17 protein-coding genes are annotated in these 16,281 nt (G+C 56.8%); 6 read left to right on the plus strand and 11 right to left on the minus strand.

What is annotated here, in order from left to right:
• Window positions 1-59 precede the first annotated feature (59 nt).
• Genes AACY09_RS18625 through lipA form a run of 3 tightly spaced genes read left to right on the plus strand, consistent with a single transcriptional unit; the run spans window position 60 to window position 1,959 of the window.
• Window positions 60-341 (plus strand): DUF493 domain-containing protein, encoded by a 282-nt coding sequence (locus tag AACY09_RS18625; RefSeq protein WP_339490154.1) that lies wholly within the window; start codon window positions 60-62, stop codon window positions 339-341.
• Window positions 341-988 carry a lipoyl(octanoyl) transferase LipB gene (lipB, locus tag AACY09_RS18630; RefSeq protein WP_339490155.1) on the plus strand — a complete coding sequence of 216 codons (648 nt, stop codon included), beginning with the start codon at window positions 341-343 and terminating at the stop codon, window positions 986-988. Before AACY09_RS18625 ends, lipB begins: the two co-directional genes overlap by 1 nt.
• On the plus strand, window positions 988-1,959 hold the full coding sequence (gene lipA, locus AACY09_RS18635) for a lipoyl synthase (RefSeq protein ID WP_339490156.1): 972 nt from the start codon (window positions 988-990) through the stop codon (window positions 1,957-1,959). The genes lipB and lipA overlap by 1 nt, the downstream gene beginning before the upstream one ends.
• Before the next feature lie 92 nt (window positions 1,960-2,051).
• On the opposite strand, the gene AACY09_RS18640 is transcribed toward lipA, so the two are convergent.
• The 5 genes from AACY09_RS18640 to leuS form a co-directional block, all read right to left on the minus strand.
• Window positions 2,052-3,359: a lytic murein transglycosylase gene (locus AACY09_RS18640; RefSeq protein ID WP_339490159.1), complete on the minus strand. Its 1,308-nt coding sequence runs from the start codon at window positions 3,357-3,359 to the stop codon at window positions 2,052-2,054.
• 75 nt (window positions 3,360-3,434) lie between these two features.
• Window positions 3,435-3,593 (minus strand): alternative ribosome rescue factor ArfA, encoded by a 159-nt coding sequence (gene arfA, locus AACY09_RS18645; RefSeq protein ID WP_339490160.1) that lies wholly within the window; start codon window positions 3,591-3,593, stop codon window positions 3,435-3,437.
• A 93-nt stretch (window positions 3,594-3,686) separates the two neighbouring features.
• Window positions 3,687-4,724, minus strand: a complete 1,038-nt coding sequence (holA, locus tag AACY09_RS18650) for a DNA polymerase III subunit delta (protein WP_339490161.1) — start codon at window positions 4,722-4,724, stop codon at window positions 3,687-3,689.
• 124 nt (window positions 4,725-4,848) lie between these two features.
• Complete coding sequence (locus AACY09_RS18655; RefSeq protein WP_339490162.1) at window positions 4,849-5,469, minus strand: LPS-assembly lipoprotein LptE; 621 nt, start codon at window positions 5,467-5,469, stop codon at window positions 4,849-4,851.
• Window positions 5,470-5,526: 57 nt separating this feature from the next.
• On the minus strand, window positions 5,527-8,133 hold the full coding sequence (leuS, locus tag AACY09_RS18660; protein WP_339490163.1) for a leucine--tRNA ligase: 2,607 nt from the start codon (window positions 8,131-8,133) through the stop codon (window positions 5,527-5,529).
• 206 nt (window positions 8,134-8,339) lie between these two features.
• Between leuS and AACY09_RS18665 the strand changes: the two genes are divergently transcribed.
• The gene (locus tag AACY09_RS18665) at window positions 8,340-8,774 is read left to right on the plus strand and encodes a hypothetical protein (RefSeq protein ID WP_339490166.1); all 435 of its coding nucleotides are present in this window, start codon (window positions 8,340-8,342) and stop codon (window positions 8,772-8,774) included.
• A 101-nt stretch (window positions 8,775-8,875) separates the two neighbouring features.
• A complete protein-coding gene (locus tag AACY09_RS18670; protein ID WP_339490168.1) occupies window positions 8,876-9,634 on the plus strand; it encodes a YdcF family protein in 759 nt (252 codons plus the stop codon).
• A gap of 51 nt (window positions 9,635-9,685) precedes the next feature.
• On the opposite strand, the gene lnt is transcribed toward AACY09_RS18670, so the two are convergent.
• From lnt to miaB, 5 genes are all read right to left on the minus strand, one after another.
• Window positions 9,686-11,206, minus strand: coding sequence for an apolipoprotein N-acyltransferase (gene lnt, locus AACY09_RS18675; protein ID WP_339490171.1), 1,521 nt, complete (start codon window positions 11,204-11,206; stop codon window positions 9,686-9,688).
• Window positions 11,207-11,326: 120 nt separating this feature from the next.
• On the minus strand, window positions 11,327-12,163 hold the full coding sequence (locus AACY09_RS18680) for an HlyC/CorC family transporter (protein WP_339490172.1): 837 nt from the start codon (window positions 12,161-12,163) through the stop codon (window positions 11,327-11,329).
• A gap of 6 nt (window positions 12,164-12,169) precedes the next feature.
• Window positions 12,170-12,655: an rRNA maturation RNase YbeY gene (gene ybeY, locus AACY09_RS18685; protein WP_339490173.1), complete on the minus strand. Its 486-nt coding sequence runs from the start codon at window positions 12,653-12,655 to the stop codon at window positions 12,170-12,172.
• Window positions 12,648-13,643, minus strand: coding sequence for a PhoH family protein (locus AACY09_RS18690; protein ID WP_339490174.1), 996 nt, complete (start codon window positions 13,641-13,643; stop codon window positions 12,648-12,650). Before AACY09_RS18690 ends, ybeY begins: the two co-directional genes overlap by 8 nt.
• A 134-nt stretch (window positions 13,644-13,777) precedes the next feature.
• The gene (gene miaB, locus AACY09_RS18695) at window positions 13,778-15,121 is read right to left on the minus strand and encodes a tRNA (N6-isopentenyl adenosine(37)-C2)-methylthiotransferase MiaB (RefSeq protein ID WP_339490175.1); all 1,344 of its coding nucleotides are present in this window, start codon (window positions 15,119-15,121) and stop codon (window positions 13,778-13,780) included.
• 129 nt (window positions 15,122-15,250) lie between these two features.
• Here miaB and AACY09_RS18700 point away from each other — a divergent pair, with 129 nt between their 5' ends.
• Window positions 15,251-15,574, plus strand: a complete 324-nt coding sequence (locus AACY09_RS18700; RefSeq protein WP_339490177.1) for a DUF1820 family protein — start codon at window positions 15,251-15,253, stop codon at window positions 15,572-15,574.
• Between the two features lie 75 nt (window positions 15,575-15,649).
• On the opposite strand, the gene AACY09_RS18705 is transcribed toward AACY09_RS18700, so the two are convergent.
• Complete coding sequence (locus tag AACY09_RS18705; RefSeq protein WP_339490178.1) at window positions 15,650-16,195, minus strand: tetratricopeptide repeat protein; 546 nt, start codon at window positions 16,193-16,195, stop codon at window positions 15,650-15,652.
• Window positions 16,196-16,281 lie beyond the last annotated feature (86 nt).

Here is a 16,281-nt window from a genome sequence, read left to right on the forward strand (position 1 = left end):
TAATACGCCCCCTATCTGGGGCGTACTATTTATGGACGGGCCAAAAGCCTGCTGATGCCATGACCGATTCTGATGATGTAAAAGCGCCTAAGATCGAGTTTCCTTGCGAACGCTACCCAATCAAAGTGATTGGCGATGCGGGCGAAGGTTTTGCCGATCTGGTGATTGAAGTTATTCAGCGCCATGCACCTGAGCTTGATGCCGGGACACTGGTCACCCGTGACAGTAGCAATGGGCGTTATCTTTCCGTGCAGGTGCTGATTACCGCGACCGGTGTTGAGCAACTGCAAGCCATCCATGTTGATTTGCGAGCAACTGGCCGCGTCCACATGGTGCTGTGATGAGCCTGATTGGCTTTCGCGAACTGGGTCAGGTGGCCTACCAGCCGACTTGGCATGCGATGCAGCAGTTTACTGATAGCCGTGACCCTGAAACCACAGATGAAATCTGGTTGCTTGAACACCCTCCGGTGTTTACCCAAGGGCAGGCGGGGAAAGCCGAGCATGTGCTCTTTCCGGGAGATATCCCGGTGGTTCAGGTGGATCGAGGTGGTCAGGTGACCTATCACGGCCCCGGCCAGCTAGTCGCGTATCTGATGCTCGATGTGCGCCGCTCCAAGCTCGGCGTGCGGGACTTGGTCACGCGCATTGAACAAAGTCTGCTGGCCCTGTTAGCCAGCTACGGCGTGACGGCATACACCAAGGCAGATGCCCCGGGTGTTTATGTTGGGGACGCAAAGATTGCTTCGCTCGGCCTGCGTATCCGCAATGGCCGATCGTTCCATGGCCTGGCCCTCAATGTCGACATGGATCTGTCGCCATTCCAGCGCATCAACCCCTGCGGTTATGAGGGGATGGCAATGACTCAACTGGTTGATCTGGTTGATGCGCCACTAGAATTTACCGAGGTTCGTGCCCGGCTGCGTGACCAGCTCGTCAAACACCTCGATTACGCAGAACAGAAGACCCTTGCGGGCGGAATTGACTGATGAGCACTGTGGAAACAGCCGGCAAACCGGCCAAGGTTGAAGTAGGCGTCAAGCTGCGCGGCGCAGAGAAGATGGCGCGTATCCCGGTAAAGATTATCCCAACCGACGAGTTGCCAAAAAAGCCTGACTGGATTCGTGTACGGATTCCGATTTCACCTGAGGTTGATCGGATCAAGCAACTGCTGCGCAAGCATAAACTGCACAGCGTATGCGAAGAGGCCTCATGCCCGAACCTGGGTGAGTGCTTCTCCGGTGGTACTGCAACCTTCATGATCATGGGTGACATCTGTACCCGTCGCTGTCCGTTCTGTGACGTTGGCCATGGCCGACCAAAACCATTGGACACCGATGAGCCAACCAACCTTGCCGTGGCTATCGCGGACTTGAAGTTGAAGTACGTGGTGATCACCTCGGTTGACCGTGATGACCTGCGTGATGGCGGCGCCCAGCACTTTGTTGATTGCCTGCGTGAGATCCGCAAGCTGTCGCCGAATGTGCAGTTGGAAACACTGGTGCCGGACTACCGTGGCCGCATGGATGTTGCCTTGGCAATCACTGCCAACGAGCCACCTGATGTGTTCAACCACAACCTCGAAACTGTCCCGCGCCTGTACAAAGCAGCGCGTCCGGGTTCGGACTTTGAATGGTCGTTGGACCTGCTGCAAAAATTCAAAGAGCTGGTGCCGGGCGTGCCAACCAAGTCGGGCTTGATGCTGGGCTTGGGTGAAACCGATGAAGAGGTTATCGAGGTGATGAAGCGCATGCGCGAACATGACGTTGACATGCTGACCCTCGGTCAATACCTGCAGCCGTCGCGCAACCACTTGGCGGTACAGCGTTTCGTTCACCCGGATGTGTTCGCCTGGTTTGCTGAAGAAGGCCTGAAAATGGGCTTCAAGAACGTCGCCTCTGGGCCACTGGTACGCTCCTCCTACCACGCTGACCAGCAAGCACACGCTGCCAAGGCTTAACGGCGCTCACAGTACTAGAGCTGCTTTGAGTCGTTCAGCGCTAATAAAAAGGCGACTTTCGGGTCGCCTTTTTCGTCGCCAAGATTTGTCGGTTAACGGCTGCGTAATTCTTGCAGCAACTCAAAACTTGGATAGCCATCGGCCGGTTCCTGCTGTTGTTGCTGGAAAGCGCGCACCGCTTTGCGAGTGTTGGCACCAATGATGCCGTCGGCTTTACCAGGCTCGAAGCCGTTTTGTTCGAGCAACTGCTGCAGTTCTATACGCTCATGGCGACCCAGCTGACGCTCACCAACAGGCCATGAGCCCTGCACCCCAGCGCCGCCGCGCAAGCCATCGCTGAGCAGGCCGATGGCCAGCGCGTACGAAGTGGAGTTGTTATAGCGCAAGATGCTGCGAAAGTTATTCATCAGCAAGAACGCCGGACCTTTATGGCCCGCCGGCAGTAGTAACGTTGCCTGTGAGTCGGGTGACAAAGAGGCCGCCGTGCTGTTCACTGCCTTGATTCCCAGAGCCTGCCACTGGCTCAGTGAACGACGGGTTTCCGGGTCAGCCAGCGCATAGTCGAAGTTACCCGGCAGGCGTACTTCAAAGCCCCAAGGCTGATTCATTTCCCAGCCTGATACATTCAAATACTGCGCCGCTGATGCGAGGGCGTCGGTTGATGAGCGCCAGACATCACGGCGGCCGTCGCCATCAAAGTCAACGGCGTGGTCGTTGTAGGTGGTTGGCATAAACTGGGTTTGGCCCATTGCCCCAGCCCATGAGCCGACTAAGTGTTCAGGGTCGGTGTCGCCGTGTTGCAAAATCTGTAATACCGCCAATAGCTGGCTGCGCCAAAAGGCCTGGCGGCGGCCTTCATAAGCCAGCGTTGCCAGTGAGCGCACGACATTATAGTTGCCGATATTGCCGCCGAAGTTGCTCTCCATTCCCCAGATAGCGACCAAGGTTTCGCGATTGACTGCGTAACGCTGCTCGATCCGATCGAGCGCCACACGCTCTTGCGCCAGCAAACTCTGGCCCTGTTTAATCCGGGCGGGCGATACCGCACCTTCGATGTACTCCCACACCGGGCGAGTGAATTCGGGTTGGCTGCTGTCGAGGCGAATAACGTCTGGATTCGGGGTGACACCGGCGAAGGCACGGTCGAACAAGGTATCGCTGATGCCCGCGGCAATTGCGTCGGCGCGCAGTAGCGTGCGCCATTCGGCGAAGCTCAGCGCTGGCTGAGGTGTTTGGGTTGAATCTTCTGCCGGTGCAGTAGGCGCTGCGGGCGCAACAGATGGCGTGACTGTGGACGTCTCGCTCATAGGTTGAGCGGGTGCTTCAGAACAAGCACTAAGGAGTACAAGCGAGAGGGTAACGGAAGTGTGGCTCAGGCCACGGAAAAGCAGGTTTGGCATGGTGGTCTCAGCACGTTTCTCAGAGGCCTACCATAACATGAATGAGACGGCGTGCAGACTGCTGGCGTGGGCCTTTCAGGCCGCCTTAAACGAACAAGCCTCCCAGTTTTGCTGGGAGGCTTGGCGGCGGTAACTACCTTTACCTTTCTGCGGTTTTTGTTGCTGGCTGCGGAACAGCGGTTGGGCAACGATTGATTTGGCTTTATTCGGCCGTTTTTGGCCTGATTTGCTCATGGTGTTCTCCGAGTTGGCGGTAGGCAAGTGCGAGGGCTATGACCTCTATAGCGAGCGCAAAGTTCAGACCGGTGAGACGAGGTCTGAGCGGTATTATACCGCGTTGCTGATACTCAGTCGTTTGCCGCACATGCTGAGGGTGAGCATATTCAGGCTGCTCCAGGCATCGCCAGGGGCTTGGCCTTTGATCTGGGCGTCGATGGCCTGGGCATCTTCAAGCAATTTGGCCCAGCGCTGCGCTGAGTGGCGTTGCAGGGCTTTGCTGACGAGAGGTCTGCGTTTATCCCAGACGGGTGGTCTGGCAGCACTGAAGGCTTTATCGAGCGGCATACCTTGGCTGAATTGCTGGGCGATGGTTGCCAGCATACGAATCTCGCGGGCCAATGCCCAGAGTATGACGGGCGGTTCCACGCCTTCGCCGCGCAAACCTTCTAGCATGCGCAGGGCATGGGCAGCTTCGCCATTGAGCGCAGCATCAATCAGACCAAACACATCGAAGCGTGCACTGTCGGCGACAGCAGCTTGCACTGTATCGACATCAACTTGATTGCCTGTGGCGAGCAGCTTTAGCTTTTCGATCTCTTGCGCGGCGGCGAGCAAGTTGCCCTCGACCCGCACGGCGATCATCTCGACGGCTTCCTGGCTGGCGGTTAGGCCAGATTGGGCCATACGCTGGCGAATCCACTGGCCAAGCTGATTGGTCTCAATCGGCCATATTTGTAAAAACTGAGTGTTGGGACCTTCAATCAGGGCTTTGGCCCATTTGCTCTTTTGTGTGCTGCCATCAAGTTTTGGCAGGCTGACTAAGAGCACCGTGTCTTCGGCAGGGCGCGCCAAGTACTCAAGCAAAGCAACCCCTTTGTCACTAGGTTTGCCGCCCGGAATGCGCACTTCGAGAAGGCGTTTGTCGGCAAATAGCGAGAGGCTGGCGCTTGCTTGAAGCAGGTTGCCCCAATCAAAGTTGGCTTCGGCGTTGAACACTTGGCGTTCACTGAATCCCTGGGCGCGCGTAGCAGCGCGTATCGCATCGCAGGCCTCCTGGCACAGCAGCGGCTCATCACCACTCACCACGTATACCGGAGCGAGGGTGCCTTGCAGGTGCTTGGCGAGCTGTGCGGGGTTAAGTTTCATGGGTGGCGGGGGCCTATGCGAAGCCTCGGTAGAACAAATGCGCTGGGTGGTGGATGAAAAAAGCGTCATCCACCCTACAAGGTGTTAGCGGATGAACACAGATCATCCGCCTTACACGTTGTGCTTACTGCGCAGGGATTTCGATGGGCGACTGTTGTGGTTGAGCTTCCTGACGCTGGCGCTCGGCCTCTGCTGCGTCGGCTTCGGCCTGCGCTTCAGCTTGAGCCTTGGCTTCAGCGGTTTGCAGCAGTGCATCAAGCTGGCCTGGGGTGATCAACTGCAGGCGCAGCATCAGTTGATTGACCAGATCGCGGCGCATTTCTTTGCGCAGTTGATTGCCTTCCTGGTCAGAGCCGATCAGGTTGTTGCCGTCCTGAGTCTGGACGCTTTGCACTTCGAGCTGATTCTGCATCAGCACCAGTTGCTGGCTGCCACCCCGGATTTCGTAATCGAGGTGGGTCGTCAGTTCAGTCTCTGCTGTCTGTGCAGAGCTGGTATAGCTGGCGGTGCGCTGAGTCTCTTGCTCATTGGTCAGGGCCAATGTGTAAGGTGCGCCTTGATTAACCTTAACCTTGTTGCTTTCAAGCGCTGCCGTGACCTCTTTGACTGTGTCGCCATAAGCGTTGCGTGCGGTCACGTTGAGTTCATTCAAGGTGAATTGCACATCGCCGGTGCCGCGTAGCTGAAAGCCGCAGGCACTGAGTAGAGCAGTCAGGCCGATTAGCAGCAGATTCCGTTTAATCATCTTGTATCCCCTTGGAGAGCGTCCCGGCGCTGCGCATTGCCCAGTGCCGGGTTCTAATCAGTTAGCGACGATGTTGACCAGTTTACCCGGCACGACTATCACTTTGCGGATGGTCATGCCTTCGGTGAAGCGCAGCACGCTTTCGTTAACCCGGGCGACCGCTTCGACCTCTTCGCGGCTGGCGCTGGCAGGCATTTCAATTTGCCCGCGCAGCTTGCCATTGACCTGAATCACCAGTGTTAAGTTGTCTTGCACCAATGCAGACTCATCCAGCTGCGGCCAGCTGGCGTCAATGGCGGCGACTTCATGGCCCAGTTGCTGCCAGATTTCGTGGCTGATGTGCGGTGTGATAGGCGCAAGCAGCAAGACCACGGTTTCCAGACCTTCCTGCAACAGGGCGCGGTCTTGATCGGTGCTTTGTGCGGCTTTCTCAAGCACATTCATCAGGGTCATCACTGCCGCAATGGCGGTGTTGAATTTGTGATGCTGGCCAATATCCTGGCTGGCTTGCTTGATGGCCAGGTGAATCGCGCGACGCACTTCTTTCTGTGCATCGTTCAATTCAGCCTGTGGCTTGGCGCTCGGCAGGCCAGCGTTGACGTGGGCTTGAGCCAGGCGCCAAACGCGGCGCATAAAGCGGCTTGCCCCTTCAACGCCTGAGTCCGACCATTCCAGGCTCATGTCTGGCGGCGAGGCGAACATCATGAACAGGCGACAGGTGTCAGCACCGTACTGGTCGATCATGGCCTGCGGGTCGACGCCGTTGTTTTTCGACTTCGACATCTTTTCGGTGCCACCAATTTCAACTGGCAGGCCGTCAGCCTTGAGTATCGCCGCAGTTACTTTGCCTTTGCTGTCGTGCTCAATCTCGACATCCGCCGGGTTGAACCAGTCTTTGCCGCCGTTTTCCGCAATGCGGTAGTAGGTATCAGCCACTACCATGCCTTGGGTCAGCAACTTCTTGAACGGCTCGTTGGAGCTGAGCAAGCCTTCGTCACGCATCAGCTTGTGGAAGAAGCGGGCATAGAGCAGGTGCAGAATGGCGTGTTCGATACCGCCGATATATTGATCAACAGGCAGCCAGTGGTTGGCCGCTGCTGGGTCAACCATGCCGCCGGTATAGTTCGGCGAGGCGTAGCGCGCAAAGTACCAGGACGACTCAACGAAGGTGTCCATGGTGTCGGTTTCGCGCTTGGCCGGCGCACCGCATTTCGGGCAGCTGCACTCATAGAATTCAGGCATGCGCGCCAGGGGCGAGCCCGCGCCATCTGGAACTACATCTTCAGGCAGCACGACGGGGAGCTGGTCTTCTGGTACAGAAACATCGCCACAGCTGTCGCAATGCACGATTGGAATTGGACAGCCCCAGTAACGCTGGCGGCTGATGCCCCAGTCACGCAGGCGGAACTGGGTGCGTGACTTGCCGAGATTTTTCTTCTGCAGGGCGACTTCGATTGCATCGAATGCGCCGGCAAAGTCGAGGCCGTCGAATGCGCCTGAGTTGATCAGTTCGCCGTGCTCGCCGCAGGCTTCCTGCCATGACGCAGGCGTTTCATCGCCAGCGCTGGTGCGCACCACCGACTTGATTGGCAGGTCGTACTTGCTGGCGAACTCAAAGTCGCGCTCATCGTGTGCCGGTACAGCCATTACCGCGCCATCGCCGTAGTGCATCAAGACGTAGTTGGCGACCCAGACAGGCAGTTTCTCACCGGTCAGCGGGTGCTCGACGAATAGCGATGTCGGCATGCCTTTCTTTTCCTGAGTGGCGATATCAGCTTCCGCTACGCCACCACGCTTGCATTCGTCGATGAATGCTTGCAGTTCAGGGTTGCCTTGCGCTGCTTGGGTGGCGAGCGGGTGCTCAGCTGCCACCGCAACGTAAGTCGCACCCATCAGGGTATCTGGGCGGGTGGTGAATACTTTCAGCTCGCCGCTGCTGCCAATGCTGTCAACATCGTAGGGAAAGCAAACTTCCATGCCGCGCGATTTGCCGATCCAGTTGCGCTGCATGGTTTTGACCTGTTCAGGCCAGCCATCCAGTTCATCCAGGCTGCTCAAGAGTTCATCCGCATAGGCGGTGATCTTGAAGTAGTACATCGGAATTTCGCGCTTTTCGATAAGTGCGCCACTGCGCCAGCCGCGACCGTCGATCACCTGTTCATTGGCCAAAACGGTCTGGTCTACAGGGTCCCAGTTAACGCTGCCGTTTTTGCGGTAAATCACGCCTTTTTCAAACAGGCGGGTAAAGAGCCACTGCTCCCAACGGTAATAGTCAGGTTTACAGGTGGTGACTTCACGGGTCCAGTCGATTGCCAGGCCCAAGCTTTTCAGCTGGGTCTTCATGTAATCGATGTTCTCGTAGGTCCATTTGGCCGGCGCAACCTTGTTTTTCATGGCGGCGTTTTCAGCCGGCATGCCAAAGGCGTCCCACCCCATGGGCTGGAGTACGTTCTTGCCCTGCATACGCTGGTAGCGGGCAATTACATCACCGATGGTGTAGTTGCGCACGTGACCCATGTGCAGCTTGCCGCTCGGGTAGGGGAACATCGACAGGCAATAGAATGTTTCTTTGCCTGGCTGTTCGCTCACTACAAAGGATTTCTGCGCATCCCACTGGGATTGCGCGGCGGCTTCGATTTCGCGTGGCTGATACTGTTCGTGCATGGCTACTTGCGCTAGGAATAGAGGCTTTCGGGAAACGTCGTAGCATACATGACCCCCGGCAACAGTGGGAAACCTTGATTGCATAATCGCAGGCAGGACAGCCATCTATCAGGCAGGTTGTCGCCGTTTGTCGCAGCGCCGTACTGCCCATAAGTGGGCCGCTAAGCTTGCAGTAAGAGTGTGTATGTACCCGGGTGAGGTGCTTGATGGGCGAATTTCAAAGGAGACAAGCCAGTGCCGGGTTATATAGCCGATTGCTGCAACGGCTAACGATTGCGCTGGATGACGCACAAAGTGTGCAGGGGCTGGCCACCACTGAGCCGCAAGAGTTGGAATTGCGGGGCTTGACGGCGGCCGAGCATGAGTTGATCAGTGCCTATTTAGCACGCGATTCAAATTGGTTGCGTGGTTGGCACGCTGCAGCGGCCGAGCTTTCAGCGATTGAGCGGTACACGCCCAGAACGGCACGCTTGAAGCTGCCGACCCGCGCCTTGGCCCGGCCCAAGTCTATCGCCGCTCGACACAGCCAATTGTGTTGCGCCTTATGTGGCTGCTCGGCCCACTGGCAATCTTTCTCCAGTGTGCGTGATTGTCGCTACTGTGGCTCAAAGCTGTTTAGGGTTGCCAGGCAGGTCTGTTGATTTTTCCGGATCGACGACAGGCAGTCTTGTTCTGCGCTATTTTAGCGGCTGATTCATAGGGCCTTGGGCGCTGTGCTCGTAACTGTCGCTGGAATAACTCGATGCCAATCCGCTATCTCATCAAGCAGCTGTGCATGCCGCCCGGTGTGCTGTTTATTTTGTTGCTGTTGGGGTGGTGGTTACGCAAGCGCTCGCCAAGGATTGCCGCAGCATGCTTTATCTTGGGCTTTGCTGGCCTGTACCTAATGAGTATGCCGGTGGCAGTCGAGTGGGTTGCGAGGCAGATTGAGACCGAACCTGCGCTGAGTGCGGCGCAGGTTGCGCAACTCGACCAGCGAGTGCAAGCCATTGTGGTGCTGGGTGCCGGGCGTGATCAGGGCGATTTGGCCTGGGGCGAAGACCAGCCCAGTGCGCTTGCCATTGAGCGTCTGCGCTATGCCGCGCGCTTGGCCAAAGCGTCGGATTTGCCTGTGTTGATCAGTGGAGGTCTGCATTTCGGGCAGCCGCCAAGCGAAGCGCAGATCATGGCTGAGGTGCTGGCTAAAGACTTTGGAGTGACTGCCCGTTGGCAAGAGTCGAGGAGTCGGACCACGTGGGAGAATGCACGATATAGCTATCAGGTACTCGAGCCGCAGGGCATTAAGCGGGTGCTATTGGTAACTCAGGCCATGCATATGCCGCGTGCGCGATGGTGCTTCGAGCGGGCAGGCTTTGCGGTGTTGGCTGCGCCCGTTGGCGCCTTGGGGGTGCCGAACAAGTTGCCCGGCGGTGGCTGGCTGCCTGACGGCAAAGCCTTTATGCAAAGCACGTTTTTGCTCAATGAGGCGGTAGGCGCATTGGCCTATCGGCTGCTCTACTGATCGCTCATGCAGCGAGTGCCCTGCGCCTTTTGCTGGCGCAGGGCGTTCCGCTTAAACCGTTTTAGCCATGCGGCTGGCTAACAAAGCCCAGCCAAACAGCAGGGCGCAAACAATGATCAACGGCCACGAGCGAAACTGCAGGTACGGCGTTAGCTGCTGCATTGGCTGCACGCTGCCGTAGAGCAGGCCGCGCTTGAACTGTGGCAGCTGCGCCGTGATCTTGCCCATTGGGTTGATCAGCACGGTCATGCCATTGTTGGTGGTACGAATCATCCAGCGGCCAGCTTCCAGCGCGCGCATTTGCGCCATCTGCAAGTGTTGCAGTGGGCCAATCGAGTCGCCGAACCAGGCGTCGTTGCTCACTGTAAGCAACAGGTCGCTCTTGGCGGCGAGTCCCGCAGCAAACTCGGGATAAACCACCTCGTAGCAAATTAGCGTCGCGATTCGGTAGCCTTTGGCTTCCAGCAAGGGTTGATCGGCATCGCCGCGCGCAAAATCCGACATTGGCAGGTCGAAGAATGCGATCAGCCCACGCAGCACCTCTTGCAGTGGTACGTATTCGCCAAATGGCACCAGCTTTTGCTTGAGATAGTCGCCGCTGCCTTGGCCCAGTACGGTTACGCCATTGTAATAGCGCATCTCGCCCGCCTTATTCGGCTGGCGGATCGGTACGCCGGTGATCAGTGCGCTTTTGCGCTCACTGGCAAAATTATCCATGCTGCTCAGATAGCCCAGGGCTTGATCTTTGAGTACCGGGACTGCCGTTTCTGGCCAGATCACCAAATCTGTTGGTTTGGCGTTCAATGTCAGGTCGCGATACAGCGCAAGCTGGGCCTCCAGTTTGGCGGGGTCCCATTTCATGCTTTGTTCGATATTGCCCTGAATCGACAGCACGCTCTGCGGTTGTCCGGCAGGCTTGGTCCAGGCATAGCCGTTAAGCACCAGGCAACTGAGCCATGGTGCCGCCAATAGCGCCGTGCCCGCAGTTAGAAAGGCCGGGCGTCTGCGCAATGAGTAGAGGTTGACAACCAGGGCTGCGCTGAGCGCCAGGGCAAATGATATCAGCCAGACCCCGCCCACTGGGCCGAGGCCGGTGAGTGGGCCGTCGAGTTGGCTGTAGCCCGCGTAAAGCCAGGGGAATCCGGTCAGGAACCAGCCACGGAAGGCTTCCTGGGCGACCCACAATGCGGCAAATGCCAAGGCGTCAGCCAGTGGGGCTTCGGGGCGGCGGATCCAGCGTGCCCAAAGCACGGCAGGCAGGGCGAAGAACAACCCCAGCCCCATGACAAAGCCAAGCGTCAGCAGGCCCGCGAGCAGGGGAGACGCATCGCCGAAGGTATGAATGCTGACATAAACCCAACTGGTGCCGGCGGCAAACAGACCAAAACCGTAGCACCAGCCACGCCCGGCGGCTTTGCGCGGTGTCAGGTCGCGCAGGCCAAGGTAAAACAGAGCGATAGAAAGCAGGGCCAGCGGCCAGATATCAAAGGGTGCAAGTGCAAATGTGGTGATGGCACCTGCAGCCATGCTTATCAGGTTGCCTAGCCAGCCCGGGCGGGTGATCCAGCGCATGTTAAATCCTAGACGTTAAAAGACCGCTGGAGGCTATAGGTAAGCGCCCATGTTCGGCAAGTTTGCAGTGGTAATTGTGGCCGCGACTGAGCCTGTGAGTGGGCTCAGTCGGGTTAAGCATCAGCCTGCCAAAGGCGTCAGTCGCAGCAAATGTACACGGCGGCTGTCGGCATTGAGGATGCGGAAGCGAAAGCCGCCGATCTCAGTGACTTCGTTACGTTTTGGCAGGTGGCCAAAGGCGCTCATGACCAAGCCGCCAACGGTGTCGAATTCGTCGTCGGAAAAGTCAGTGCCAAAGGATTCATTGAAGTTTTCGATCGGGGTCAGGGCCTTGACCAGGAAATCACCGCTCGGCAGCGGCTTGACATAGCTGTCTTCCTCAACGTCATGCTCGTCTTCAATGTCGCCGACGATCTGCTCAAGTACGTCTTCAATGGTCACCAAACCTGCAACGCCGCCGTATTCGTCAATTACCACCGCCATATGATTGTGGTTGGCGCGGAACTCACGCAGCAGCACATTAAGGCGCTTGGACTCAGGGACAAACGTCGCCGGGCGCAGCAGGTCTTTGATGTTGAAGCTCTGCTCGTCTTGCAGGATCAGCGGCAGCAGATCCTTGGCCAGCAGAATGCCAATCACGTCATCAAGGCTTTCACCCACGACCGGGTAGCGCGAATGCGCAGCGTCGATAATTGACGGCAGAAACTCTTTGGGCGTTTGTGTGGCTTTGATGCTGATCATCTGTGAACGTGGAACCATAATGTCGCGAACTTGCAGGTCAGCCACCTGAATAGCCCCTTCAACGATGGCCAGGGCCTCGCTGTCGAGTAGCTTGTTCTGGTGCGCTTCGCGCAGGACTTCCAGCAGTTCCTGACGGTTTTTCGGCTCGTGAGCAAAAGCCTGTGTCAGCTTATTCAGCCATGACTTTTGCTCGTTGCTCGATCGGTCTTCGCTCATGGGGTTTTACTCAGGATCCTTGCTTGTGGTCAATGATTCGTCGTCGGCATAGGGGTCGGGATAACCCAGCTCGGCGAGCAATGTACGTTCTAACGCTTCCATTTCCTCAGCGTCTGCATCTTCTATATGGTCGTAACCAAGAAGATGCAGGCAGCCGTGAATCACCAGATGTGCCCAGTGGGCAATCAGGCTTTTATCTTGCTCGATGGCTTCGCGCGCAACCACGGGTGCGCAAATGACCAGATCACCCAGCAGCGGAATATCCAGCAGTTCATCCGGCACGTCCGCAGGGAACGAGAGCACGTTGGTGGCGTACTCGCGTTGGCGGTAGGTGTGGTTGAGCTCGAGGCCTTCGGCTTCATCGACCAGACGTATGGTCAGCTCAGAGTCGGCGCTGCGCTGGCGCAGTGCAATCTCGCACCAGTCACGAAATTGCGCTTCGCTGGGTAAATCGCAGGCGTCGCTGGCGATTTGTAAGTCCAGCTCAAGCATTGTCTTTGCCCTGTGGCGTGCTTTGTGCGCGGTCTTCGAAACGCTCGTAGGCTTCAACGATACGCTGCACCAACGGATGGCGGACCACGTCCTTGGGCTTGAAGTGGGTAAAACTGATGCCGGGGACGTCGCGTAGCACGTCGATCACATGCGTCAGCCCGGACTTGGTACCGCGTGGCAGGTCAACCTGAGTGATGTCACCGGTGATCACCGCAGTAGAACCGAAGCCGATCCGGGTCAGGAACATTTTCATTTGCTCAAGGGTGGTGTTCTGGCTTTCATCGAGAATGATAAAGCTGTTGTTCAGGGTGCGACCGCGCATATAGGCGAGCGGTGCCACTTCGATCACTTGCTTTTCAATCAAGCGGGCCACATGTTCAAAGCCAAGCATCTCGTAAAGTGCGTCGTAGAGCGGGCGCAGGTACGGGTCGATTTTCTGCGACAGGTCGCCTGGCAAGAAGCCAAGCTTTTCACCCGCTTCAACCGCCGGGCGGACCAGCAGAATGCGGCGAATCTGCTCGCGCTCAAGTGCATCCACTGCGCAGGCCACGGCCAGGTATGTTTTGCCGGTGCCGGCTGGGCCAATGCCAAAGTTGATGTCGTGTTCGAGTATGGATTTAACGTAGGCCTGTTGATTGGCTCCGCGGGGGCGGATCATGCCTTTGCGCGTGCGCAGGGTAATAGAGGATTCAACCGTCGAGTTCTTCAGCTCCTCGATACCGGATTCCTGCAAGAACAAATGGACCATGTCTGGCGAAAGTTCTGTGCTTTTGGCTTCTCGGTAGAGGCGGCGCAACAGTTGCTCTGCTGCACGGGTCTGCTCGCTATCGCCAATCAGTTCGAATTGATTGCCGCGGTTGCGAATCTCGATCTCGAGGCGCTGTTCTATCAGGCGCAGGTTTTCGTCAAACTGCCCGCACAGGTTGGCGAAGCGATTGGCTTCGAACGGCTCGAGGATGAAATGATGTGGCTCTGTCTGAGTATTCAAAATAATAAGATGGCCGCCAGTCGGCAGGGGTCGTTGGGCAAGAATAGCCTTAGCTGTTCATGCAGGAAAGCATCAACAGCATAGGCTTTAGTGCAATGAGGGCAAAGCGCCCGCAATTGCTGGGCTGCACAGCTTTATTCAGTGCCTGAATCTGTGATCAGGCTGCCGCGAAGTGCATAAGATTGTGCGCTATCAATCATAACGTCGACAAATTGGCCAATCAGGCTCGGGTTGTCGCAGCGGAAATTGACCACGCGGTTGCTCTCCGTGCGTCCTTGCAGCATGCCTGGGTCTTTTCTTGAGTAATCAGTCACCAGAATGCGCTGAGTGGTACCGACCATGCGTCGGGTATTGGCCGAGCCGATCTGATTGATGCGGTCCTGAAGAATCTTCAAGCGCTGCTTTTTCAGTTCTTCAGGTGTGTCGTCCGGCAGGTCAGCGGCTGGCGTGCCAGGGCGTGCGCTGTAGACAAACGAGAAGGAGAAGTCGAAACCGACATCCTCAATCAGCTTCATGGTCTGCTCGAAGTCTTTCTCGGTCTCACCGGGGAAGCCAATAATAAAGTCTGAGCTGATCAGAATCTCAGGCACCACGGCTTTGAGTTTGCGGATACGCGACTTGAACTCAAGGGCTGTATGGTTGCGCTTCATGGCGGCGAGAATCCGGTCGGAGCCAGATTGAACCGGTAGGTGCAGGTATTTGACCAGCTCCGGAATGTCCGCGTGGGCCTGAATCAGCGCGTCGGAAAATTCCAGCGGGTGTGAGGTCATGTAACGGATGCGGTCGATGCCGTCGATTGCCGCAACGGCATAGAGCAGCTCGGCAAAGTCAGCAATCTGGCCATTGCCAGTGTCGCCGCGATAGCCATTGACGTTTTGCCCAAGCAGGGTCACTTCACGCACGCCATTTTCAGCGAGGTGGAGGATTTCACTGAGCACATCGGCCATGGGGCGGCTGACTTCTTCGCCACGGGTGTATGGCACCACGCAGAACGTGCAGTATTTGCTGCAGCCTTCCATCACCGACACATAAGCTGTTGGGCCGTCGATGCGCGGCTCCGGAAGGCGGTCAAATTTCTCGATCTCGGGGAAGGAAACATCCACCTGCGGCAGTTTGGTGGTGCGCGCTGCATCGATCATTTCGGGCAAGCGGTGCAAGGTTTGCGGGCCGAATACCACGTCAACATAAGGTGCGCGGTCGCGGATGGCCGCACCTTCCTGGCTGGCAACGCAACCGCCGACGCCAATCACCAGATCTGGATTGCTCAGTTTCAGTTCACGCCAGCGGCCCAGCTGGGAATAGACCTTGTCTTGCGCACGCTCACGGATGGAGCAGGTGTTGAGCAGAATCAGGTCTGCATCTTCGGCGCGTTCAGTAATTTCCACGGCTTGATGTTCGCCCAGAAGATCGACCATGCGCGAGCTGTCGTACTCGTTCATCTGGCAACCGTGGGTTTCGATATAAAGCTTCTTGCTCATGCGGGCTCAAAGGGTGATTCGAAGAACCGCACATTATAAGCCCCATGGACTTTTGTTCCTAGCATTGACTGACTGCCTGCATGCTATGATTCGCGCCCGTTATTTTTCTGGCCCGACTAAACTGCCTCTATGAGCAAACGCGAACCTATCTATAAAGTGATTTTTCTCAATCAGGGCCAGGTGTACGAAATGTACGCCAAGCAGATCTTTCAAAGCGATCTGTGGGGCTTTCTGGAGGTGGAGGAGTTTGTCTTTGGTGAGCGAACTCAGGTCGTGGTTGACCCGAGTGAGGAGAAGCTCAAGGCACAGTTCGACGGCGTTGTGCGCAGTTTCGTACCCATGCATTCGATTATTCGAATCGATGAGGTTGAGCGTCTAGGTACGCCGAAGATCAGTGAAGCCAAGGGCGGCGGCAATGTTATGCCGTTCCCAATGCCGATGCCTGATAAATAAGCCCCACGACTTCATCGCTCAGGCTGCTGGAGCTGGCAGCCTGATAGCGTTACCGCTGAATGGGTGAACAGAAGATCAAGGCAGCGGACTGAAGGGCGTTACATGCTCTGCTGTCTGCAGTTCCTGCAGGTAATTACGAAAAATCTGTCCCAGCACCTGGTTGGAGATCTCCAGTTCATTGCGCTGCATTTTTTCGGCAATCAGATCAGCGCTGTCCATGGCTTCATCCGAGCCATTGACTGCAGCCATTTTCAGCACGATAAACGCCTGAATATTATTCGCCTGCACACCTTCGCCGCGGAAGAACATCATGCCGAGGTGATACTGCGCCTGCGCATGGCCTTTTAAGGAGGCCTGTTCAAACCAGTTCAGGGCTTGTTGTAGATCTTGTGGAGCACCTTTGCCATCGTAATAAAACTCGCCCAGCTCATAAGCAGCCTGTGGGTCCCCTGCTTTGGCAGAGGTGAGGCAGGCGTTGAGTGCATCAGGGAGTTCTTCAGGGGCGGTGTTAAGTGAGCAGCTCCCTGTCGCTGGGATGAGCAGCGAATTACCGCCCGCGTTAGCGAGTAAAGGCAGAAGCAGCAGGCAGCCCAGTGATAGGGCGCGGCCGGTGCGGTTCATGAAAGTCGGTGTTCCTCGCATTGCAGTACGACTAATAGATGATCCGCAGAATGTGGCGGATGTCACATTATGAAATAAGCGGCACT

The organism is Pseudomonas sp. EL_65y_Pfl2_R95 (genome assembly GCF_963971045.1).
Classification (GTDB): Bacteria; Pseudomonadota; Gammaproteobacteria; order Pseudomonadales; family Pseudomonadaceae; genus Aquipseudomonas.

Excerpts from the sequence above, each read along its gene's own strand:
- AACY09_RS18705 (WP_339490178.1), bottom strand. The coding sequence starts at position 16,195 with ATGAACCGCACCGGCCGCGCCCTATCACTGGGCTGCCTGCTGCTTCTG.
- AACY09_RS18670 (WP_339490168.1), top strand. The coding sequence starts at position 8,876 with ATGCCAATCCGCTATCTCATCAAGCAGCTGTGCATGCCGCCCGGTGTG.
- AACY09_RS18665 (WP_339490166.1), top strand. The coding sequence starts at position 8,340 with ATGGGCGAATTTCAAAGGAGACAAGCCAGTGCCGGGTTATATAGCCGA.
- AACY09_RS18625 (WP_339490154.1), top strand. The coding sequence starts at position 60 with ATGACCGATTCTGATGATGTAAAAGCGCCTAAGATCGAGTTTCCTTGC.
- lipA (WP_339490156.1), top strand. The coding sequence starts at position 988 with ATGAGCACTGTGGAAACAGCCGGCAAACCGGCCAAGGTTGAAGTAGGC.
- AACY09_RS18640 (WP_339490159.1), bottom strand. The coding sequence starts at position 3,359 with ATGCCAAACCTGCTTTTCCGTGGCCTGAGCCACACTTCCGTTACCCTC.
- AACY09_RS18700 (WP_339490177.1), top strand. The coding sequence starts at position 15,251 with ATGAGCAAACGCGAACCTATCTATAAAGTGATTTTTCTCAATCAGGGC.
- ybeY (WP_339490173.1), bottom strand. The coding sequence starts at position 12,655 with ATGCTTGAGCTGGACTTACAAATCGCCAGCGACGCCTGCGATTTACCC.
- holA (WP_339490161.1), bottom strand. The coding sequence starts at position 4,724 with ATGAAACTTAACCCCGCACAGCTCGCCAAGCACCTGCAAGGCACCCTC.
- leuS (WP_339490163.1), bottom strand. The coding sequence starts at position 8,133 with ATGCACGAACAGTATCAGCCACGCGAAATCGAAGCCGCCGCGCAATCC.
- lipB (WP_339490155.1), top strand. The coding sequence starts at position 341 with ATGAGCCTGATTGGCTTTCGCGAACTGGGTCAGGTGGCCTACCAGCCG.
- AACY09_RS18655 (WP_339490162.1), bottom strand. The coding sequence starts at position 5,469 with ATGATTAAACGGAATCTGCTGCTAATCGGCCTGACTGCTCTACTCAGT.
- AACY09_RS18680 (WP_339490172.1), bottom strand. The coding sequence starts at position 12,163 with ATGAGCGAAGACCGATCGAGCAACGAGCAAAAGTCATGGCTGAATAAG.
- lnt (WP_339490171.1), bottom strand. The coding sequence starts at position 11,206 with ATGCGCTGGATCACCCGCCCGGGCTGGCTAGGCAACCTGATAAGCATG.
- miaB (WP_339490175.1), bottom strand. The coding sequence starts at position 15,121 with ATGAGCAAGAAGCTTTATATCGAAACCCACGGTTGCCAGATGAACGAG.
- arfA (WP_339490160.1), bottom strand. The coding sequence starts at position 3,593 with ATGAGCAAATCAGGCCAAAAACGGCCGAATAAAGCCAAATCAATCGTT.